Annotated in this window: 25 protein-coding genes; 2 read left to right on the top strand and 23 right to left on the bottom strand. The window is 71.3% G+C overall.

Annotation, left to right across the window (positions count from 1 at the left end):
* Nucleotides 1-158 precede the first annotated feature (158 nt).
* From ACFTXQ_RS19905 to rpsB, 5 genes are all read right to left on the bottom strand, one after another.
* Entirely contained in the window at nt 159-1235 is a 1077-nt protein-coding gene (locus ACFTXQ_RS19905) for a phosphatidate cytidylyltransferase (protein ID WP_382642460.1), read from the bottom strand.
* Nucleotides 1235-1792, bottom strand: coding sequence for a ribosome recycling factor (frr, locus tag ACFTXQ_RS19910; protein ID WP_329378766.1), 558 nt, complete (start codon nt 1790-1792; stop codon nt 1235-1237). The genes ACFTXQ_RS19905 and frr overlap by 1 nt, the downstream gene beginning before the upstream one ends.
* 85 nt (nt 1793-1877) lie before the next feature.
* Nucleotides 1878-2657 carry a UMP kinase gene (gene pyrH / locus ACFTXQ_RS19915; RefSeq protein WP_073913371.1) on the bottom strand — a complete coding sequence of 260 codons (780 nt, stop codon included), beginning with the start codon at nt 2655-2657 and terminating at the stop codon, nt 1878-1880.
* 163 nt (nt 2658-2820) lie between these two features.
* Nucleotides 2821-3657, bottom strand: coding sequence for a translation elongation factor Ts (tsf, locus tag ACFTXQ_RS19920; protein WP_030844487.1), 837 nt, complete (start codon nt 3655-3657; stop codon nt 2821-2823).
* A gap of 135 nt (nt 3658-3792) precedes the next feature.
* Nucleotides 3793-4671: a 30S ribosomal protein S2 gene (gene rpsB, locus ACFTXQ_RS19925; RefSeq protein ID WP_365174640.1), complete on the bottom strand. Its 879-nt coding sequence runs from the start codon at nt 4669-4671 to the stop codon at nt 3793-3795.
* Nucleotides 4672-4921: 250 nt separating this feature from the next.
* Between rpsB and ACFTXQ_RS19930 the strand changes: the two genes are divergently transcribed.
* Nucleotides 4922-5425, top strand: coding sequence for a M23 family metallopeptidase (locus tag ACFTXQ_RS19930; RefSeq protein WP_382642464.1), 504 nt, complete (start codon nt 4922-4924; stop codon nt 5423-5425).
* Here the strand turns inward: ACFTXQ_RS19930 and ACFTXQ_RS19935 are convergent.
* The 18 genes from ACFTXQ_RS19935 to proS form a co-directional block, all read right to left on the bottom strand.
* Nucleotides 5379-5936, bottom strand: a complete 558-nt coding sequence (locus ACFTXQ_RS19935; protein ID WP_382642511.1) for a TetR/AcrR family transcriptional regulator — start codon at nt 5934-5936, stop codon at nt 5379-5381. The genes ACFTXQ_RS19930 and ACFTXQ_RS19935 overlap by 47 nt on opposite strands.
* Before the next feature lie 52 nt (nt 5937-5988).
* Nucleotides 5989-6825, bottom strand: coding sequence for an RNA polymerase sigma factor WhiG (gene whiG, locus ACFTXQ_RS19940; protein ID WP_382642466.1), 837 nt, complete (start codon nt 6823-6825; stop codon nt 5989-5991).
* Nucleotides 6826-7034: 209 nt separating this feature from the next.
* A complete protein-coding gene (gene dprA / locus ACFTXQ_RS19945; protein WP_382642468.1) occupies nt 7035-8198 on the bottom strand; it encodes a DNA-processing protein DprA in 1164 nt (387 codons plus the stop codon).
* Nucleotides 8195-9820: a YifB family Mg chelatase-like AAA ATPase gene (locus ACFTXQ_RS19950; RefSeq protein WP_382642470.1), complete on the bottom strand. Its 1626-nt coding sequence runs from the start codon at nt 9818-9820 to the stop codon at nt 8195-8197. The genes dprA and ACFTXQ_RS19950 overlap by 4 nt, the downstream gene beginning before the upstream one ends.
* Entirely contained in the window at nt 9820-10191 is a 372-nt protein-coding gene (locus ACFTXQ_RS19955) for a YraN family protein (protein ID WP_382642472.1), read from the bottom strand. The genes ACFTXQ_RS19950 and ACFTXQ_RS19955 overlap by 1 nt, the downstream gene beginning before the upstream one ends.
* Before the next feature lie 134 nt (nt 10192-10325).
* A complete protein-coding gene (locus ACFTXQ_RS19960) occupies nt 10326-10634 on the bottom strand; it encodes a DUF2469 domain-containing protein (RefSeq protein WP_005311352.1) in 309 nt (102 codons plus the stop codon).
* A 55-nt stretch (nt 10635-10689) separates the two neighbouring features.
* A complete protein-coding gene (locus ACFTXQ_RS19965) occupies nt 10690-11226 on the bottom strand; it encodes an NUDIX hydrolase (protein WP_382642474.1) in 537 nt (178 codons plus the stop codon).
* Entirely contained in the window at nt 11216-11995 is a 780-nt protein-coding gene (lepB, locus tag ACFTXQ_RS19970; protein ID WP_382642476.1) for a signal peptidase I, read from the bottom strand. The genes ACFTXQ_RS19965 and lepB (ACFTXQ_RS19970) overlap by 11 nt, the downstream gene beginning before the upstream one ends.
* A 43-nt stretch (nt 11996-12038) precedes the next feature.
* The gene (gene lepB, locus ACFTXQ_RS19975; RefSeq protein ID WP_382642478.1) at nt 12039-12938 is read right to left on the bottom strand and encodes a signal peptidase I; all 900 of its coding nucleotides are present in this window, start codon (nt 12936-12938) and stop codon (nt 12039-12041) included.
* A gap of 113 nt (nt 12939-13051) precedes the next feature.
* Complete coding sequence (gene lepB / locus ACFTXQ_RS19980; RefSeq protein WP_382642480.1) at nt 13052-13903, bottom strand: signal peptidase I; 852 nt, start codon at nt 13901-13903, stop codon at nt 13052-13054.
* Nucleotides 13896-14597 (bottom strand): signal peptidase I, encoded by a 702-nt coding sequence (gene lepB, locus ACFTXQ_RS19985; protein ID WP_382642482.1) that lies wholly within the window; start codon nt 14595-14597, stop codon nt 13896-13898. The genes lepB (ACFTXQ_RS19980) and lepB (ACFTXQ_RS19985) overlap by 8 nt, the downstream gene beginning before the upstream one ends.
* A gap of 44 nt (nt 14598-14641) precedes the next feature.
* Entirely contained in the window at nt 14642-14992 is a 351-nt protein-coding gene (gene rplS, locus ACFTXQ_RS19990) for a 50S ribosomal protein L19 (protein WP_073911044.1), read from the bottom strand.
* A 133-nt stretch (nt 14993-15125) separates the two neighbouring features.
* Nucleotides 15126-15947, bottom strand: coding sequence for a tRNA (guanosine(37)-N1)-methyltransferase TrmD (gene trmD / locus ACFTXQ_RS19995; RefSeq protein WP_382642484.1), 822 nt, complete (start codon nt 15945-15947; stop codon nt 15126-15128).
* Nucleotides 15947-16498, bottom strand: a complete 552-nt coding sequence (gene rimM / locus ACFTXQ_RS20000) for a ribosome maturation factor RimM (protein WP_382642486.1) — start codon at nt 16496-16498, stop codon at nt 15947-15949. The genes trmD and rimM overlap by 1 nt, the downstream gene beginning before the upstream one ends.
* An 81-nt stretch (nt 16499-16579) precedes the next feature.
* Nucleotides 16580-16819: an RNA-binding protein gene (locus tag ACFTXQ_RS20005; RefSeq protein ID WP_007266827.1), complete on the bottom strand. Its 240-nt coding sequence runs from the start codon at nt 16817-16819 to the stop codon at nt 16580-16582.
* Nucleotides 16820-16821: 2 nt separating this feature from the next.
* Complete coding sequence (gene rpsP, locus ACFTXQ_RS20010; RefSeq protein WP_030386406.1) at nt 16822-17262, bottom strand: 30S ribosomal protein S16; 441 nt, start codon at nt 17260-17262, stop codon at nt 16822-16824.
* 247 nt (nt 17263-17509) lie between these two features.
* Nucleotides 17510-18109 (bottom strand): hypothetical protein, encoded by a 600-nt coding sequence (locus tag ACFTXQ_RS20015; RefSeq protein ID WP_030227400.1) that lies wholly within the window; start codon nt 18107-18109, stop codon nt 17510-17512.
* 202 nt (nt 18110-18311) lie between these two features.
* The gene (gene proS, locus ACFTXQ_RS20020; RefSeq protein ID WP_382642489.1) at nt 18312-19724 is read right to left on the bottom strand and encodes a proline--tRNA ligase; all 1413 of its coding nucleotides are present in this window, start codon (nt 19722-19724) and stop codon (nt 18312-18314) included.
* Between the two features lie 140 nt (nt 19725-19864).
* Between proS and ACFTXQ_RS20025 the strand changes: the two genes are divergently transcribed.
* Complete coding sequence (locus tag ACFTXQ_RS20025; RefSeq protein ID WP_382642491.1) at nt 19865-20542, top strand: methyltransferase type 11; 678 nt, start codon at nt 19865-19867, stop codon at nt 20540-20542.
* The last annotated feature ends 8 nt before the right edge of the window (nt 20543-20550 follow it).

A 20550-nucleotide genomic window follows, 5' to 3' on the forward strand; every position in this document is an offset into this window, starting at 1 on the left:
GCGCGGCGGGTGGGGGGGGGGCTTGGGTTCCCACCTCTTCCGGTGGGGGGGGGGCCCCCCGGGGGGGCGGGGGGGGGGGGGGGGGCGGGCCCGGGCGCGGTTCGGGGCGCGGGGTCCCGGGGGGCCCCCCCCTCCAGGATAACCCGAGCCCGACTCCGTCAGCCGGTGCCGACGAACGCGGCCAGCAGCAGCCAGACCACCGGGGCGGTCGGCAGCAGGGAGTCCAGGCGGTCCATGATGCCGCCGTGGCCGGGGAGCAGGGTGCCCATGTCCTTGATGCCCAGGTCACGCTTGATCATCGACTCGCCCAGGTCGCCCAGGGTGGCGCTGACCGCGACCGCCAGCCCCAGCAGCAGGCCCTGCCACCAGGAGCCGTCGTCGATCAGGAACTCCATGCACAGCGCGCCGGCCGCCATCGCGAAGGCCACCGCGCCGAACAGCCCCTCGCGGGTCTTGCCGGGGCTGATGCGGGGCGCGAGCTTGTTCTTGCCGAAGCGCCAGCCGACCGCGTAGGCGCCGGTGTCGCTGACCACGGTCAGCACCAGGAAGGTGACCACCCGCTGGGGCCCGTCGTCGGCGGTGAGCAGCATCGCGACGAAGGTGGCCAGGAAGGGCACGTAGAACGCCGCGAAAACGCCCGCGGTGACGTCCTTGAGGTAGTCCTCGGGCGGTTCGGTCATCCGCCAGACCAGGACGGCGAGGGCGGTCAGGGCCATGGCGACCCAGGCGCCCTCGGCGCCCCGGACGTAGCCGGCGATGACCATGGCCGCGCCGCCGACCGCGAGCGGCACGAGCGGCGCCTTGATGCCCTTCTTCTCCTGCAGCCGGGAGGTGAGCTCCCACAGGCCCACGACGACCGCGACGACGATGACGCCGACGAAGACCGCCTTGACGACGAACAGCGACGCGAAGATCACCGCGCCGAGGCCGACGCCGACCCCTATGGCGGCACGCAGGTCCCGCCCGGCGCGCTTCTTCTGCGGCGGGGGCGAGGCGTCCTGCGGTACCTGCGAAGGCGGGGGCGGGGGGCTGGGCATGGGCTCCTGCGGCGGCGTCTCGTCGCGGAAGAGGGGGCCGCCGTCCGCGGCGGCCCCCCGATCGCGTGCTTCCCGGTCGTCGAAGTCACGGCCGGCGGCATCGGGCACGATGGGCATGGGCCGAGTGTGCGGGCCCACCTGCGCATCGTATGCGGGACCCGCCGGAACCGGCTCCGGCTGCCAGGAAGAGTCGTTCATCAGACTTCGAGGAGCTCGGCTTCCTTGTGCTTGAGGAGCTCGTCCACCTGCGCGACGTACTTCGCGGTGGTGTCGTCCAGCTCCTTCTCGGCGCGGCGCACCTCGTCCTCGCCGGCTTCCTTGTCCTTGACGAGCTTGTCGAGGGCGTCCTTCGCCTTGCGGCGGATGGAGCGGATGGAGACCTTGGAGTCCTCGGCCTTGTTCTTGGCGACCTTGATGTACTCCTTGCGGCGGTCCTGCGTCAGCTCGGGGAAGGTCACCCGGATGATGCTGCCGTCGTTGCTGGGGTTGACACCCAGGTCGGAGTCGCGGATGGCCTGCTCGATGTTGCGCAGGGCGCTCTTGTCGAACGGGGTCACGATCGCCATGCGCGGCTCGGGAACCGAGAAGGAGGCGAGCTGGTTGATGGGCGTGATGGCGCCGTAGTAGTCCGCCACGATCTTGTTGAACATCGCCGGGTGCGCACGGCCGGTGCGAATCGCGGCGAAGTCTTCCTTGGCGACGACGACGGCCTTTTCCATCTTCTCCTCGGCCTCGAGGAGGATCTCTTCGGTCACCACGTGCTCCTGCATGTCTTGAATGGATGGTTCGGGCGGGCGGGACGTGCGGGGCCGGGCAGGGCTCGGCCCGGCAGCGGACTGCTCAGGCCCGGGTTCCCTGGTCGCTGACGAGCGTGCCGATCTTCTCACCCTTGACGGCGCGGGCGATATTGCCCTCGGCGAGCAGCTCGAAGACGAGGATCGGGAGCTTGTTGTCGCGGCACAGCGTGATGGCGGTGGCGTCGGCGACCTTGAGGTCGCGCGAGAGGACCTCGCCGTACTCCAGCGCGTCGAACTTGACCGCGTCCGGGTTCTTCTTGGGGTCGGAGTCGTAGACCCCGTCGACACCGTTCTTGCCCATGAGCAGGGCCTCGGCGTCGATCTCCAGGGCACGCTGGGCGGCCGTGGTGTCGGTGGAGAAGTACGGCATGCCCATGCCGGCGCCGAAGATGACGACGCGGCCCTTCTCCAGGTGGCGCACGGCGCGCAGCGGGATGTACGGCTCCGCGACCTGGCCCATGGTGATGGCGGTCTGCACGCGGGAGTCGATGCCCTCCTTCTCCAGGAAGTCCTGGAGGGCGAGGCAGTTCATGACCGTGCCGAGCATGCCCATGTAGTCGGAGCGGGCCCGGTCCATGCCGCGCTGCTGGAGTTCGGCACCGCGGAAGAAGTTTCCGCCGCCGATCACGACGGCGATCTCCGCGCCGTCACGGACCACCGCGGCGATCTCGCGCGCGATGGCGTGCACGACGTCGGGGTCGACGCCCAGTCCTCTGCCACCCGAGAAGGCCTCGCCCGACAGCTTCAGCATGAAGCGGCGGCCCTTCTTGTCCTGGTCGCTCTTGTCGTCGGAAGCGGTGTGGGGGTCCACGCCCTGATTCATGGAGATCTCCTCGTGCACATACGAAGAAGGCCATTGCCGGTGGGTCCTTGCGGTTCCCTTTGCGGCAATGGCCTCCTCGTCAGATCTGCGGTCGCCTCGCGCAAGCGCGGACGACTGCCTCAGACCCTACCGGGGTCCGGGTGTCCGTCGTGTACGGACGGACTCAGATGCCGACCTTGATGCGGGTGAAGCGCTTCAGGGTGACACCGGCCTCGTCCAGGACCTTCTGGACGGACTTCTTGTTGTCCAGGGCGTAGGCCTGGCCGAGCAGCGTGGCGTCCTTGAAGAAGCCGTTGACGCGACCCTCGACGATCTTCGCGATGGCAGCCTCGGGCTTGCCCTCGGCGCGCGTGACCTCTTCGGCGATGCGACGCTCGGACTCGACCTTCTCGGCCGGGACGTCCTCGGCGGACAGCCACTGCGGGGCGAACGCGGCGATGTGCTGCGCGACACCGCGGGCGACCTCGGCGTTCTCCTTGTCGAGCTCGACCAGGACGCCGATCTGGAACGGCAGGTCGGGCATCGTGCGGTGCATGTACGCGGTCACGTAACCGCCGGTGAACTGCGCGAAGCGGTCCAGGACGATCTTCTCGCCGAGGTTGGCGTTGGCCTCGTCGACGAAAGCGGTGACGGTCTTGCCGGGCTCGATCTCGGACGCGAGCAGCGCCTCGATGTCGGCCGGGGAGGTCGCGGCGACGTGCGCGGCCAGCTGGTTGGCGACGGCCAGGAACTTCTCGCCCTTGGCGACGAAGTCGGTCTCGCACTTCAGCTCGACGATGACACCGGAGGTGTTGTCGTCGGCGATGAGGGAGACGACCGCGCCGTTCTCGGCAGAACGGCCCTCGCGCTTGGCGACGCCCTTCTGGCCCTTGATGCGGAGGGCTTCCTGGGCCTTCTCGACGTCACCGTCGGCGTCCACGAGCGCGTTCTTGCAGTCCAGCATGCCGGCGCCGGTGAGCTCGCGGAGCTTCTTGACGTCAGCGGCGGTGTAGTTCGCCATGAGTCTGTGATTCTCTCTCGAAGTCGTAGATCTACGGGTGAACGGCGGAGGCGCCGCGCTTTTGGCGCGGCTCCCCCGCCGTCATCGTCCGTGCTGTGAGTGCCCGGCGTGTGAACGCCGGGCGCTCTCAGTGGGTCAGGCCTGCTCGGCGTCGGCGGCCGGGGCCTCGGCCTCGGCGGCCGGGGCCTCGGCGGCGGCCTCGGCCGGAGCGGCCTCAGCGGCGTCGTCGGCCTTCTTGTCGCCCTCGAGCAGGTCGCGCTCCCACTCGGCGAGCGGCTCGGCAGCGGCCTTCTCGCCCGGCTTCGAGTCACCGGTCGCAGCGCCGGAGCGGGCGATGAGGCCCTCGGCGACGGCGTCGGCGATCACGCGGGTGAGCAGGGTGACGGAGCGGATCGCGTCGTCGTTGCCCGGGATCTTGTAGTCGACCTCGTCGGGGTCGCAGTTGGTGTCGAGGATCGCGACGACCGGGATGTGGAGCTTGCGCGCCTCACCGACGGCGATGTGCTCCTTCTTGGTGTCGACGATCCAGACGGCGCTGGGGACCTTCGACATCTCGCGGATACCACCGAGGGTCTTCTCCAGCTTGGCCTTCTCGCGGGAGAGGACCAGGAGCTCCTTCTTGGTGAGACCCGAGGCGGCGACGTCCTCGAAGTCGATCGCCTCAAGCTCCTTCAGACGCTGGAGGCGCTTGTAGACGGTGGAGAAGTTGGTGAGCATGCCACCGAGCCAGCGCTGGTTGACGTACGGCATGCCAACGCGCGTCGCCTGCTCGGCGATGGCCTCCTGGGCCTGCTTCTTGGTACCGACGAACATGATGGAACCGCCGTGGGCGACGGTCTCCTTCACGAACTCGTAGGCGCGGTCGATGTACGACAGCGACTGGAGCAGGTCGATGATGTAGATGCCGTTGCGCTCCGTGAAGATGAAGCGCTTCATCTTCGGGTTCCAGCGGCGGGTCTGGTGACCGAAGTGGACGCCGCTTTCCAGCAGCTCCCGCATCGTGACGACGGCCATGGCCATCTCCTTGGTTTCTCGGTTTGGTTCCTGACGCCCCGCCGCGTCCTGCCCCCATGAGGGACCGAGAGACGCTGTCACCTGGCCCTTTCGGGCTGGTGCCGGGGCGTGCGAAGTCGACCCGGTGACCCGGATCGCCACAAGAAGTGTACGGGACCCGGCGGTATGCCGGGTGACGCCGTTGTCCACATGCGCCGGGCCGTCCACAGGCCCGCCCGTGATCCCGGCCTGCGCGGGGACCCTGTGACCCATGACGACACTGCTGCTCAGCCTGCTGCTGGCCCTGGCCCAGGCGGCCGCCCCCGTGGTCCGGCCGCTGCCCGCACCCCTGACGGTGATCCGCTGGTGGGACCCGCCACCGACCCCGTACGCGGCCGGCCACCGCGGTGTGGACCTGTCCGCGCCGGTGGGCGCGGAGCTCCGCGCGGTCGGCCCGGGCCGGGTGCACCACGCCGGGCAGGTCGCGGGCCGCGGGGTCCTGTCCCTCACCCTCCCGAACGGCCTGCGCACGACCTACGAGCCGGTCCGCCCCCTGGTCTCGGAGGGCGAGGAGGTCACGGCGGGCCAGGTGGTCGCGACCTTGTCAGCGGGCACCCACTGCCCGACCCCGTGCCTCCACTGGGGCCTCCTGTCGGGCGAGACCTACCTCAACCCGCTCACGCTGCTCCCCCGCCCGACTCCCCGCCTGCTGCCGAGCCCCGGGGGCTTCAGCCCCGGACGCCCCGCAGGGCCATGGCCACGGCGGTCTCCGTGACGACCTCGGGGTCCTCGGCCGCACCGAGCTCGATCCGCCGGACGGCGGCGTCGACCACGCCCTGCAGCAGCATCGCCGCGAGCCGCGGTTCCGGCTGCCCGAGGCCGGCCAGGGCCTCGACGATCATCGCCACCAGGCCCCCGTGCGCGGCGCGGATCTTCTCCCGCGCCCCGGCGTCCAGCTCGCTCGCCGAGATCGCCACCACCGCCCGGTGCCGCCGGTCCCCCACCAGCCCCAGCTGACTCCGCACGTAGGCCTCGATCTTCGCCTCCGGCGACTCCGCGCCCTGCATGGCCGCCTCGATCTCGGCCGCCCACACGGGGAAGTCCACCGCGCACAGCTCTTCGACCACGGCCGCGCGGGACCGGAAGTACTCGTACACGGAGGACCGGGCCAGCCCGGTCCTCTCCGCGAGGGCGGGGAAGGTCAGCGCCTCCGTCCCGCCTTCGGACAACAGGGAGCGCGCGGCGTCCAAGAGGGCGCCACGCTGCATCGACCGGTGCTCGGCCACGGAGGCCGCTCGAATCCTGGGCACGCGTCCACTCTACGGAGGTCCCGCAAGCTCACCGCCCCACATCCGCCAGCTTCGCCCGCAGTTGCAGCACCGACTTGGTGTGGATCTGGCTGACCCGGCTCTCGGTGACGCCCAGCACGTTGCCGATCTCGGCCAGCGTGAGGCCCTCGTAGTAGTAGAGGGTCACCACCGTCTTCTCCCGCTCCGGCAGGGTGTTGATCGCCCGTGCCAGCAGCCGCCGCAGCTCCCGGTCCTCGGCCACCTCCACCGGGTTGTCGGCGGCGGTGTCCTCCAGGGTGTCCATCAGCGAGAGCCGGTCGCCGCCCTCCCCGCCGACGTGCAGGAGCTCCTCCAGGGCGACCACATTGGCCAGGGACAACTGACTGAAGACGGCGTGGAGGTCGTCCACCCCGATCCCCATCTCCCCGGCGACCTCGGTCTCCGTGGGGGTGCGCCGCAGCTGCGCCTCCAGCGTGCCGTAGGCCCGCTCCACGGCCCGCGCCTTCTGCCGCACCGAGCGCGGGATCCAGTCCAGCGCCCGCAGTTCGTCGATCATCGCGCCGCGGATGCGGGTGATCGCGTAGGTCTCGAACTTGATCGACCGGTCGATGTCGAACTTCTCGATGGCGTCGATGAGTCCGAAGACCCCGGAGGAGACGAAGTCGGCCTGCTCCACATTGGGCGGCAGGCCCACGCTGACACGGCCGGCGACGTACTTGACCAGCGGCGAGTAGTGCAGGATCAGCTGCTCCCGGAGCCGTTCGTCACCGGAGTCCTTGTACGAGCGCCAGAGCACCTCCAGGGACGAGGGCGCGGTGGACCGCACGCTGCCGCGGGCAGCGGGGGGCACCGCAGCGCGGTCGGACCCTGAGGTGTGCTGGGGCATGCTTCGCCTTTGCCGGAGCCGGATTCCTTGGGAGCGTAGCGTGACGGAAGTGTCGCGGTGCGCGAAGAGTACGGGATGGCGCGGGGGCACAGGGGCGTTCCGACTCGCGCGGGCAGCCCGGGACCGGCGCCGTGCGCACGGTCCCGGCGGCTGCCACCGGGAAGACCGCGTCTCTCATCGGTTTCACTCTTTCACCGGAACGCCCCAGGTCAACGACCGCCTCGCCGGGTGGCCCCGGTTTGTGTGCCTCCTGAAGGTGTCCGCCTGGTCAACTGCCAGCCGTCGCCCTGCCGTTCGACGAACCCCAGAGAGTGAAGTTCGTACAGTCTGCCGATGACTTCATCGGCGCCGGTGCCGGAGGCAAGTGCCACGTGCTCCACGTCCACCGGTCTGCCCGCGGGCAGCGCTTCGAGCACCCGGGCGGTCTCCCGGTCCAGCAGGTCGCGCGCGACGACCGGGCCGCGCCGCTCGGGAGCGAGCTCTCCGATGGAGCCGACCAGCTCGATCACCTCCGCCGCATCGGTCACGAGGGCCGCCTCGCCGCGGAGCAGCTCGTGCACCCCGGCCGAGAGCCCGCTGGTGGCGGGCCCGGGGACCCCCATGGTGATCCGCCCCAGCTGCCGGGCCCGCCGGGCGGTGACCAGGGAACCGCTGCGGTGCGCGGCCTCCACCACGACCGTCCCCCGGGTGAGGGCGGCGATGACCCGGTTGCGCAGGACGAAGCGGCTGGGGGTGGGGTGGCTCCCGGGTGGCAGCTCCCCCAGGACGAGGCCCTGGCCGGCGATCCGGCCGAGGAGACCGGCGTGTCCGCGCGGGTAGGCGACATCCGCCCCGCAGGCCAGCACCGCCGCGGTGGCGCCGCCCGAGGCGAGCGCGCCGCGGTGGGCGGCGCCGTCGATCCCGTACGCCGCCCCGGAGACCACGACCCAGCCCCGCTCGGCGAGCCCGGCGGCGAGGGTCTGCGCCATGTGCGCCCCGTACGGGGTGCAGGCGCGGGCCCCGACCAAGGCGACCGAGCGCAGCGCCCAGGTGCGCAGGTTGGGGCTGCCCCGGACCCACAGTCCGACGGGCCGGGCGTCGCCGAGGTCGTCGAGCTGGGTCGGCCACTGCGCCGATCCGGGGCACACGAACCGGCCTCCCGACGCGGCGGCCAGCGCCAGGTCCCGGCGGGGGTCGGCCAGGGCCGCCCGTCTGCGGTAGCCGGCGAGCCGCTCCTCCCCCATGCCGCCCGGAACGCCCGGCTCCGCCTCCGGCGCCGTCAGCAGCCGCATCAGCCCGACGGCGCCGTACTCCCGCAGCCAGCGCCCGCCGTGCTCGTCCCCGGGCTCCAGCACCCGTGTCAGCGCGGCCCGCGCCAGCTCCTCCGGGCTCACGGCCCGGCCCCCGTCATGAGGGGGACACCTCGCGCGATGCCTGTGCGCAGCTCCAGCGCCACGGCCACGTCCAGCGGGTCGGGGCGGTCCCGACCCGCCAGGTCGGCCACGGTCCACGCGACCCTCAGCACCCGGTCCAGCCCTCGTGCAGTGAGCAGCCCGCGCTCCATGTCCCGCTCGGCCTGTGCCAGTGCCCCCGGGGAGGTCTGCCATCGGGTGCGCAACTCCCGGCCCGGCACCTCGCTGTTGATCCGCCACGGGGTGTCCTTCAGGCGCCGAGCCGCCCGGGCCCTGGCTTCGACGATCCGCGCGGCCACCGTGGCACTCTCCTCGCCGCGCCCGCCGTTTCCCAGCAGGTCGGACCGGCTCACGGGCTCGACCTCGATGCGCAGATCCACCCGGTCCAGAAGCGGGCCGGACAGTCGTGCCTGGTACCGCCTGATCACTGACGGCGCGCAGTCACAGCCCGCGCCGTGCAGGGTGTGGCGTCCGCAGGGACAGGGATTGGCCGCGAGCACCATCAGGAACCGGGCCGGCAGCCGCACCACCCCGGCGGCCCGGGCCACTACGATCTGCCCGGATTCCAGCGGCTGCCTCAGCGCGTCCAGCACTTGCGGGCGGAACTCGGGAGCCTCGTCGAGGAAGAGCACTCCCTTGTGTGCCAGCGACACCGCGCCCGGCTTCGCTACGCCGCTGCCACCCCCGACCAGAGCCTGCATCGTCGCCGAGTGGTGCGGCGCGCAGTACGGCGGGACCGTGACCAGGGGTTCGCCCGGCGGCAGAATCCCCGCGACCGAATGGACGGCCGTGACCTCGAGTGACTCCTGCGTGGTCAGCGGGGGCATGATGCCCGGCAGCCGCTCGGCCAGCAGGGTCTTGCCCGCCCCGGGTGGACCGCTGAGCAGGATGTGGTGACCCCCGGCCGCGGCGATCTCCAAGCCCCGCCGGGCGGCGCGCTGACCCGCGACATCGGCGAGATCCATCCCGTCCCACCCTCCGGAGGAACCGGCGGCAAGGCCCGTGCCCAGGCCCGCCCCCGGGAGGACCAGACCGGCCAGTATCGGATCCGGCCGGCCCGGCGGGTCGGGGGCGTCCTCCTCGGGGACCACCCCGTCGGTCAGGACCGCGATCAGCTGGCGCAGGCTGCGCACGCCGAGCACCGAGACGTCCGGCACGAGCGCGGCCTCGGCGGCGCACTGCTGCGGGACCACCACCTGCCGGTATCCGGCCTCCGCCGCGGCGAGGACGGCCGGCAGGATCCCCCGCACCGGGCGCACCCGGCCGTCCAGCCCCAGCTCGCCGATCAGGACGAGGTCCGCGATCGCGCCCGGCTCGACCACCTCGGCGGCCCCCAGCACGGCGGCCGCGACGGCGAGATCGAAACCCGCACCGGATTTCGGTACGGAAGCCGGGCTGAGGCCGACCGTGAGCTTCTTCTGCGGCCAGGCCGCGCCCGAGTTGACCACGGCGGCCCGCACCCGGTCCCGGCTCTCGACGAGGGTCTTGTCGGGCAGGCCCACCAGTGTGAAGGCCGCGACCCCAGGTTCCAGGTCGGCCTGGACCTCCACCACCACGCCGTCGACGCCCACCAGGGCCACCGAACAGGCTCGTGCGAATCCCATCAGGCCACCCCCCTGACGTGCTCCACCACGGGCGCACCGCGCCGCGGCAGCAGGACTCCGACCAGGTCGATGCGGACCCCGCCCGGGGGTGGTCCGCCGTGGTCGGCGAGCCAGCGCCCGGCGAGGCCGCGCAGTCGCTCGGCCTTGCCGGACCGCAGGGCGGCCATGGGATGTTCGAAATCCCCCGCCCGGCGGGTCTTGACCTCGCAGACGACGAGGGCGTCACCGTCCCGGGCGACGATGTCGATCTCCCCGCCCCGGCACCGCCAGTTCCGTGCGATCACGGTCATCCCGGCCGCGGCCAGCCGCCGCGCCGCGAGCTCCTCGCCGTACCGCCCCAATGCCTGCCGTGCCACGTCCTTCGCGTTCATCCGGCACCACCTCCGGCACCGACGATCCCGCGCCCCCGCCCACCTTGTGGATCTTGGTGGACAACCCCGCAGTTGTGGACAACCCCGTCACCCACACGGGTAAGGAACGGGAGGGCACGGGGCGGGAGGGGAACTCAGCTGCCGGGCAGCTCGAGGTCGCTCTTGTTGAGCTCCTCGATGTTCACGTCCTTGAAGGTCAGCACCCGCACCTGCTTCACGAACCGGGCCGGCCGGTACATGTCCCAGACCCACGCGTCGGCCATCGAGACCTCGAAGAAGACCTCCCCCTGGACCGAGTGCACCTGCATCTCGTAGTCGTTCGTCAGGTAGAAACGGCGTTCGGTCTCGATCACATACTTGAACAGCCCGACGACGTCGCGGTACTCCCGATAGAGCTTCAGCTCCATCTCGGTCTCGTACTTTTCGAGGTCCTCGGCACTCATGGCATGTTCCCCTTCAGCCGTGCGTCCCCCTATTGTGCGCCAGGCCCGTGCGCCCCTAAACGATTTCCGGGGCCAGGACCACCGGCGCACCCGGAGGACCGTCGTCGAGCAGCGTTCGGAGCAGCTCGGCGAGTCTGGTCGGGTACACCGTCTCATGGGCCGCGAGAAGTTCCTCGGAGGTCCACCACCTGGCTCCGGTGACGCTGCGCCGCTCCAGCTCCGTGAGCCCGCTCATCCGGGTCACCGTCTGGGTGGTACGTGCCAGGAAGTACCACTCGTCCTGTTCCCAGCGCCGCCCGTCGAAGGGGAAGGAGCAGTACCGGTGCCACAGCACCGGCCCCAGCTCCACCTCTGTGATCCCCGTCTCCTCGGCCAGCTCCCGCAGCGCGGCCTGCTCCCGGCTCTCGGCGCCCTCCACCCCGCCGCCCGGGGTGAACCACCAGTCGTCCGCAGGATCGGCCGGTTCGAAGCCGTGCAGCAGCAGGATCCGGTCCGCCGGGTCCAGCAGGATCACCCGCGACACCTTCCGGGGGACGCCGGCGGAGCCCGCCTCGGCCCGGGTGCCGCCGTCGGGGGCCGCCTCAGCGGACATCGGCCCGCTCCCGCCGCCCGCGCCCGAAGAGCCGTACGAGGGGCCCGTACGCGGCCCCCAGCAGCACCAGCGCGGCTCCGGCCACCACCGCCGCCACCTGGAGGCGCAGGGGCCCGGGCCGGGAGACCCCGCCCGGCAGGCCCGCGTACGTCCGCGGCCGCTCCAGCATCGCCTGGGAGGGCCAGGCCAGGGCGTCGACGCGGGCACTGACCGCCGACCGGGGGACGGTGCCCTGCCCGGCCTCCTGGAGGTGCGCCCTGGAGTCCAGGGAGGCCCCCCGCCGGTCGCCCAGCAGGAAGAGGCTGCCCTCGGGGACCTTCACCTCGAAGGGGGTGCCGGGGGCCGGCGGCTGCCCGGCGGGCATGGGCAGGCCCGGGTCGGCCGGGGTGGCGTCGATGTAGGGCTCGTCCAGAGCGGTGCCGTTCACGGTCAGCTCACCGGCGGCGCCGCAGCACTTCACGGTGTCGCCGCCGATGCCGACGACCCGCTTGACCATGGGCGAATCGCTCCACATGGAATCAGTAAAGATGACCACGTCCCCGCGGCGCACCTCACCGCCGTCGATGCGCTGCGCCAGCACCCGGTCCCCGGGCCGCACCGTCGGCATCATCGAGTCGGTCGGCACCGTATAGGGCTGGTAGACGACCGCTCCCCACACAAATCCGCCGAGGAAGAGCGCAAAACCGATGGCCACGGCGATTCCCGACAGCACGCTGCCGAGTCCGCCGCAGCCATCATCGCCACCACGTCTTGCCTGGTTTCCGCCCATTGCAGCGCCCCCACACTCGGAGATCGTCGACCTGGGCGGCACCCTACCCGGCGGTACGGCCCCGGGTCAGCCTCCGCCGGCGCCACATGACGAGCGGCACAGCTCCCGTGAGCCCCAGCGCGGCCGGGCCCAGCCCCACCGGCGCGAGCCCGGAGGCCCCGAGACCGAGCGCCGAGGCCTTGGTCTGGTTGCCGATGCCCGGCTGGTCGAAGGTGTCCGGAATCGGCAGGGTCGCCCAGCGGGTGATCGGCCACGCGACCACCACGGCCCGCCCGACGACGTCGTCGACCGGGACGAACCCCTGGGTGGAGTCCTGCATGTGGTAGCGGGAGTCCTGGGAGTTCTGCCGGTGGTCGCCCATCACCCAGATCTTGCCCTTGGGCACGGTGATCGGGCCGAAGGGGGCGTCGTCGCACGGGGTGTTCCCGGGGAAGATGTACGGCTCGACGAGCTCCTTGCCGTTGACGACGACCGGTCCCCCCTTCTTGCACTCGACCGTGTCCCCGCCGATGGCGATGGTCCGCTTGATCAGGTCCTTCTCGGCGGCGTCCGGCATCAGACCGATCTTGCTGAGGACCGTCTGCATGAAGTTCGGCTCCGGCGTGGGCTCCCCGGCGAGCCAGTTCGCGGGATCGTGGAAGACCACGACCTCGCCGCGCTCGGGCTCGGAGCCGAACCACGGGGTCAGCTTGTCCACCAGGACCCGGTCACCGCGCTGCAGGGTGTCCTGCATCGAGTCGGACGGGATCGAGAACGCCTGCACCAGGAAGGTCTTGATCAGCAGGGCCAGCAGCAGGGCGATACCGATGAGGAGCGGCAGCTCCTTCCAGAAGGACCGGTGCGGGCGCGCCTTGGCGTCCCCGTCCTCCTCGGCCTCGCGCTTGACGGCGTCGTCCGGCCGCTCCTCGCCTTCGTCGCGTCCGGATCGTGCGCCTACCGCCACATCCCCCACATCCACTCCTCACTCGGAATTCGCCGCCCGCGCCGAATCGGACACGGGTCCTCCCCTCCCCTAACGAGCGGGAGTTCCCTAAGGCTCGGGAGACCCAGGACACACTATGCGAACGGCACGCCCCGACGGCGCCGCCGACGGGCGCGTCCCCCGCGCCGCGCCTGATCGGGCACCATCCGGAAGGTCGCGGGCTGCTCCAGCCGGCGCCAGTGGTCGTACGGCCAGGCGATCACGACTGCCTCGCCCACGACGCCGTTCTCGTCGATGGTCCCTTCGAAGGCCTCGTCGAGGTGGTAGCGGGAATCGGCCGAGTTCGCCCGGTGGTCGCCCATCACGAAGAGCCGGCCCGCCGGCACCTTCACCTCGAACGGGATCTCCGACGGGGCGTTGCCCGCGTTCACGTACGGCTCATCGAGCGGCGAGCCGTTGACGGAGACCCGGCCCCGGGCGTCGCAGCACTTGACGGTGTCGCCGCCGACACCGATGACCCGCTTGATCAGGTCCTGCTCGTCGGCCGAGGGCAGCAGGCCGATGAAGGTCAGGGCCTGCTTGATCTGCTTGACGCCCACCGGGTCCGGGGCGGGCCGGGCCGCCTCGCCCTTGAGCCAGCCGCCGGGGTCCTTGAACACGACGACGTCGCCGCGCTCGACCTTGGAGCCGAACCACGGGGTCAGCTTGTCCACCAGGACCCGGTCGCCGATCCGGATGGTCTGCTCCATGGAGCCCGACGGGATGAAGAACGCCTGCACGAGGAAGGTCTTGAGGAGCAGGGCGATGCACAGGGCCACCGCCACGAGCAGCGGCAGCTCGCCCGCGCGGCGCGTACGGCGGCGGCGCCGCACCTTGCGGGCCAGCCGGCGCCGCTCGGCCCGGCCGCCCGTCGGCGCCGGGCCGGGTTCCGGCTCGGGCTCCGGTTCCGGCTCCCGCTCGCGCCGCGGCCGCCCCCGGCTACCCATGACCGCCGCCGACGGCGCCCCAGCGCGAGACCGGCCAGCCGATCCAGTCGGCCCGCCCGATCACCTTGTCCACCGGCACCATCCCCCCGCCCGGCTCCCCCAGGTGGTCCCGCGAGTCCCGGGACTGGGCACGATGATCACCCATCACCCACAGGGTCCCAAGGGGTACGACGATCCGGAAGGGCACCGTCGAGGGAGCGTCCCCGGGGTGCAGGTACGGCTCGTCCAGCGGCACCCCGTTGACCTGCACCCGGCCGCCCGCGTCGCAGCACACCACGTCGTCCCCGCCGACGCCCACGACCCGCTTCACGAAGTCGGTGTCGGAGGGCTCCGCGAGACCGAGGGCCGAGGCCGCGCCGTGCAGGACCGTACCGATCGGATGGCCCTCGGGCCGTTCCCGTACGAAGGATCCCGTGCCGTCGAAGACCACCACGTCCCCGCGGTGCGGCTGGTCGCCGAAACGGTACGCCAGCTTGTTGACCAGCACCCGGTCCCCGACCCGGAGCGTGGGCTCCATCGAGCGGCTCGGGATCAGGAAGGGCTGGACGACGAAGTTGCTGAGCAGCAGCAGGAAAACGGTGAGGACGACGCCGAGCACGCCGGCCCGCCGCAGGGAAAACGAGAAACGCGACCGCCCCTCCCCCTCGCGGGGGGAAGAGTGGCCGCGTTCCGTGTGAGGTGCTTCGGTGTCCATCGGGGGCGAGCCTATCCGGCCACCCCCGGACCCCGAAGGGGACCTCAGTTGTCGCGCTTCTCCTTGATCTTCGCGGCCTTGCCGCGGAGCTCACGGAGGTAGTACAGCTTGGCGCGGCGCACGTCACCGCGGGTGACGAGCTCGATCTTCTCGAAGATCGGGGAGTGGACCGGGAAGGTACGCTCCACGCCGACGCTGAAGGAGACCTTGCGGACCGTGAAGGTCTCGGAGACACCGGCGCCCTGGCGGCGGATGACTACGCCCTTGAACTGCTGGATACGGGAGCGGTTGCCCTCGATCACGCGGACGTGCACGTTGATCGTGTCACCCGGGCGGAAGGCCGGGACGTCCGAGCGGAGCGCGGCGGCGTTGACGCCATCGAGCAGGTGAGACATGTTCTTCGTCTGCTTTCTTCGCATGACGCCACAGGTCGCCAGTGCGGGTTTCCGTAGAGAATTCGGGAGCCGTGCCACTCGGCGGCCGACGGTCCCCCTGTGGCAGGGGCGTCCGCGAGCACACAGCAGCCGCCTATTCTTCCACGGCCTGCGGCCTGAGCCAAAATCGGCCGTCGGGGGACGGCGACCAGCCCAGGATGGAGAGGATCTCCCGGTCCTTCTTGTCGAAGGCGGACGCCTCGCAGCGCTCGATCAGGTCCGGCCGGTTCTGCGCGGTCCGGCGGAAGGCCTCGTCCCGGCGCCAGCGGGCGATCTTGCCGTGGTGGCCGCTGAGCAGCACGTCGGGGATGTCCCGGCCCCGCCACACGGGGGGCTTGGTGTAGACGGGCCCCTCCAGCAGGTTCGCCATCTCGCCGGGCGCGAAGGAGTCGTCGCGGTGTGATTCGGCGTTGCCGAGCACTCCGGGGAGCAGCCGGGCCACGGCCTCGGTGACGACCAGGACGGCGGCCTCGCCGCCCGCCAGCACGTAGTCGCCGATGGAGACCTCGTACACCGGCATGCGCGTGGCGTACTCGTCCATGACCCGGCGGTCGATGCCCTCGTAGCGGGCCGGCGTGAAGATCAGCCAGGGCCGCTCGGACAGTTCGACGGCCAGTTCCTGGGTGAAGGGGCGGCCGCTGGGCGTGGGGACGACCATGACGGGCCCGTGCGCGCCGGCCTCGTAGCCGTCGGCCAGCGCCTCGTCGAGGGCCTCGCCCCACGGCTCGGTCTTCATGACCATGCCGGGACCGCCGCCGTACGGGGTGTCGTCGACCGTGTTGTGCCGGTCGTACGTCCAGTCCCGCAGGTCGTGGACGTGTACGTCGAGCTGGCCGCGGGCGCGGGCCTTGCCGACGAGGGAGACGTTCAGCGGTTCCAGGTACTCGGGGAAGATCGTGACGACGTCGAGACGCATCAGGCCTCTTCCCCGTTGTCCCGCGTGGAGACGATCTCGGCGCGGTCGTCGATCAGCCCGGGCGGCGGGGTGATGACGCAGCGCTGCTCCTCCAGGTCGATCTCGGCGACGATCTCCTCGACGAAGGGGATCATCACCTCGGAGCCGTCCGGCCGCTCGACGATGAAGAGGTCCTGCGAGGGCAGGTGGGAGATCTCGGTGATCCGGCCGATCTCGGTGCCGTCCTCGAGTACGACGTCCAGGTCCATGAGCTGGTGGTCGTAGTACTCGTCCTCCTCCTCCGGAAGCTCCGCCGGGTCCACGTCGGCGATGAGGAGGGTGTTGCGCAGCGCCTCGGCGCCGGTGCGGTCCTTGACGCCCTCGAAGCGCAGGAGCAGCCTCCCGCTGTGCACCCGGCCCGTCTCGATGGTCAGCGGGCCCGCCGACGCGGGGTCCGTCCGGAGGACGGCGCCGGGGCTGAGCCGCAGTTCCGGCTCGTCCGTCCGCACCTCGACGGTGACCTCACCCTTGATCCCGTGGGCGCGGCCGATCCGCGCGACTACCAGCTCCACCTAAGAAATCTCCTGTTCGGACGACAACGGGCCGGGGTGGACACGTATGCCCTCCCCGGCCCGTGCCGGTGATTCAACTGCTCAGCGGACCTGGTCGACGTCGACGAGGTCGACGCGGATCCCCCGGCCGCCGATGGCGCCCACGACGGTACGCAGAGCACGCGCGGTGCGGCCGTTGCGGCCGATCACCTTGCCGAGGTCGTCGGGGTGAACCCTGACCTCCAGCACCTGCCCGCGGCGCAGGTTGCGCGAGGCGACCTGCACGTCGTCGGGGTTGTCCACAATGCCCTTTACGAGGTGCTCAAGAGCCTCCTCGAGCATGATCAGGCCTCGGTCGACTCGGCGGCGGCCTCAGCCTCGTCCGCCTTCTTGTCGGCCTTCTTGGCCTTCTGCGTGATGGCCTCGCCCTTGCCCTCGCCGATGCCCTCGAGGGCCTTGGCGAACTCGTCGAAGGAGCGACGCTTGCTCTCCTTCGTCTCCGGCTGCAGGAGCGGCGCGGGGGCGGGGAGGCCCTTGTGGGCCTGCCAGTCACCGGTCAGCTTCAGGATGGCGAGCACAGCCTCGGTGGGCTGGGCGCCGACGGACAGCCAGTACTGCGCACGCTCGGCGTTGACCTCGATGCGCGACGGGTTGTAGGTCGGGTGGTAGATACCGATCTCCTCGATCGCGCGACCGTCCCGGCGGGTGCGGGCGTCGGCGACGACGATGCGGTAGTGCGGCTGGCGAATCTTGCCGAGGCGCTTGAGCTTGATCTTGACTGCCACTGGAGTGGTGTCTCCTGAACTTGACGTGGTTGGGCACATGAGATGCCACGTGGGGTTGCGGTACTCGGGTGCCCGATGGACGCGTCAGCCGGAGGAGAGAGGGGTCCTATGCGACTGTCGAGTACAGCTGTTCATTGTGCCATACGCCTGCGCCGCGCTCAGCCGTCGGGGATCACCGCCCGGCATCCGCGGCCGCGCCGCACCCGGTCCGGGGTCTCCGGAGCGCGAGTGACCTCGTGCCGTCGCGTCAGGAGGCGGCGGCCGAGACGGCGACCTCGGGGATCCGGAACGGCTTCATGCAGCCGCCGCACACGATCGGCGCCTGGGCGAGCACGGAGGGGACCACCCGTACGTTGCGCCCGCAGTCGCAGACCGCCTTGACCCGCACGCCGCCGCCGGAGGACCCGTGCCGGGCGGCCGGTCCGCGGAAGCTGCGCTTGGTGTCGGCGGCCGTCGCGGCCGTGTGCGCCTTCAGGGCCCGCTGGAGCCGCTCCATGGTGGGGCGGTAGCGCCGCTTCGCCTCGGGGTTGAGCGAGACCAGCGAGAAGCCGCTGCTCGCGTGCGGCTCTTCGGAGTGGTCCAGCCCCATCTCCTCGGCGATCGCGAGGAATCTGCGGTTGTGGTAGCGGCCGGCGCGCGAGGTGTCACGGACCCCGCGGGCGGCGGCGATTCCGTGGACTGCCTCGTGCAGCAGTCGCTCGAAGGAGAGCTCGGCGCCACAGGCGGACGAGGACTCTCCGATCAGGGACTCGGGCGCGGCAAGGTCAGGCAGCTCGGGGTGGTACCGCTGAATGTCGGCCCACGCCTGCGCCAGCTCTGCGGCGAGAACAGGTGGTGTCGTGCTCACGTCGTGACAACGAGCCGGGGTGCCCCGGTGTTCCGATTCCGGGCCATTCCAAATTTTTTGCACGTACCAGTCAGTTCACACTGATGCGTCCTGACGAGGACGGGTGCGTCGATCTCAGGAGGAGTCGGTACGTAACGAGTACCAACAACGACCGGAGCCCCGGCGGCGCGGCGGAACCGCGCTGCCGGGGCTCGACGGCGTCCTAGTAGGAGCGCGCGACGATCGCCAGGGTGCCGGGAGCGTCGTCCGCCTCCGGAACCGACCCGTCCGCGGCGATCAGGCAGCGCACGGAGACGGCCTGCTCACCCAGCTTGGCCTCGCCCTCCGGGCCGAGGTCGGCCCACGGGATCCGCGCCCAGCCGCCCGCGACGGCGACCTCGGCGGCCTCCTCGATGGTGGCGACGTCGGTCGTGCGGGACTCGCGGCGCTCGCGGGACTCGCGCAGCAGCTGCGCCTGGTCCTCGTCCAGCACCTTGGGCAGCAGGTCGGCGAGCGCGTCGATCTGCACCGGGGTCTTTCCGCCCGGGATCCGGCGGGCCAGCATCGCGGTGCCGGCCTCCAGGTCGCGGGGGCCGATCTCGATGCGGACCGGTACGCCCTTGAGCTCCCAGTCCACGGCGCGGCGGCCGAAGGGGGTGTCGACGCGGTCGTCGACGTGGACGCGGATGCCGGCGGCCTTCAGCTGCGCGCCGAGCTCGCGGACCTTGGTGACGGCCTCGTCGCCCTTGATCGCCATGACGACGACCTGGACGTGCGCCAGACGCGGCGGGACGCGCAGGCCGTTGTCGTCGCCGTGGGACATGATCAGGCCCCCGACCATGCGGGTCGAAACGCCCCACGAGGTCTGCCAGACCAGCTCCTGCTTGCCTTCCTTCGACAGGTACTGCGTGTTGAAGGCCTTGGCGAAGTTGGTGCCGAGCTCGTGGCTCGTGCCCAGCTGGAGGGCCTTGCCGTCGCCCATCATGCCCTCGAGGGTGAGGGTGTTGATGGCGCCGGCGAAGCGCTCCTTGGCGGTCTTGCGGCCGAGCACGACGTCGATGCCGAGCACGTTCGTCATGAAGTCGCCGTAGACGTCGCGGTGGATCCGGGCGGCGTAGTCGCGGGCGTCCTCGTAGCTGGCGTGGGCGGTGTGGCCCTCCTGCCAGAGGAACTCGCTCGTACGGAGGAACACGCGCGGGCGCATCTCCCAGCGGACCACGTTGGCCCACTGGTTGATCAGCAGCGGCAGGTCGCGGTAGCTCTGGACCCACTTGGAGAAGTAGTCGTTGATGATCGTCTCGGAGGTGGGCCGGACGACGACCGGCTCTTCCAGCTCCTTGCCGCCGCCGTGCGTGACCACCGCGAGCTCGGGGGCGAAGCCCTCGACGTGCTCGGCTTCCTTCGTCAGGTACGACTGCGGGATGAACAGCGGGAAGTAGGCGTTCTGGGCGCCCGCGTCCTTGATCCGCGCGTCCATCTCCTGCTGCATCCGCTCCCACAGGCCGTAGCCGTACGGTCGGATGACCATGGTGCCGCGGACCGGACCGTTGTCGGCCAGCTCGGCCTTGTTGATCAGATCCTGGTACCAGCGGGGGAAATCCTCCGCCTGCGGGGTGAGAACGGGTGCCTTTGCCATGGCGCGAATGGTACGGCGCCGGGCACTCGATGCGTGAATCGGGTGGCGCGCTCCTCTGGACGCGGGCGCGAATGGGGAGTTCTCTGGCAACGGGGGCAAGGGGGCGACACGGAATCAGGAGCGCTCTTTCGATGACACCGATGCCGACGGCCACGCTCGTCGCCCGGGACTGGGCGGAGATCCAGGAACGGATGCTGGTACCGCTGTACGAGGCGGTCTACGACCGGCTGGAGGTCGGGCCGGGCGACCGGCTGCTGGGCCTCGACTGCGGGGCCGGGCTGCCCCTGCTGCTCGCGGCCGGGCGGGGAGCCGTGGCCACGGGTGTGGAGGCTGATCCGGCGCGGCGCGCGCTGGCCCGCGAGCGGCTGCTGGAGGTGCTGGCGGAGCCGCCCGGGGCGCCGGTGGGCAACCGCCCGTACGACGCGCTGCTGGCCTTCGCGCCGGCCCAGGCGGCGCTGGCCGCGGCCCTGCCCGCGGTCCGGCGGGGCGGGGCCGTGGTGCTGGCGGACTGGGGCCCGGCGGAGCGCTGCACGGTGCCGTCGGTGCTGGGCGGCGGGCCCGTGCCGCGGGACCTGGACGCGCTGGTGGAGCGGGCGGGGCTGGTGCCGGACGGTTCGGGGCGGGTGTTCTGCCCCTTCGGGTACGCGGATGTGGACAGCGCCGTGCGCGGGCTGCTGTCGACCGGGCTCTACGACGCCGCCGCCGATCCCGCGCTCGCGGAGAAGGAGCTCGCCGAGGCCCTTCACCCCTTCGAGCGGCCCGACGGGGCCGTATGGCTGCCGAACATCTTCCGGTATGTGATCGCCCGGATGGCCTAACCGGTCCC

Source organism: Streptomyces sp. NPDC057010 (assembly GCF_042673805.1).
Classification (GTDB): domain Bacteria; phylum Actinomycetota; class Actinomycetes; order Streptomycetales; family Streptomycetaceae; genus Streptomyces.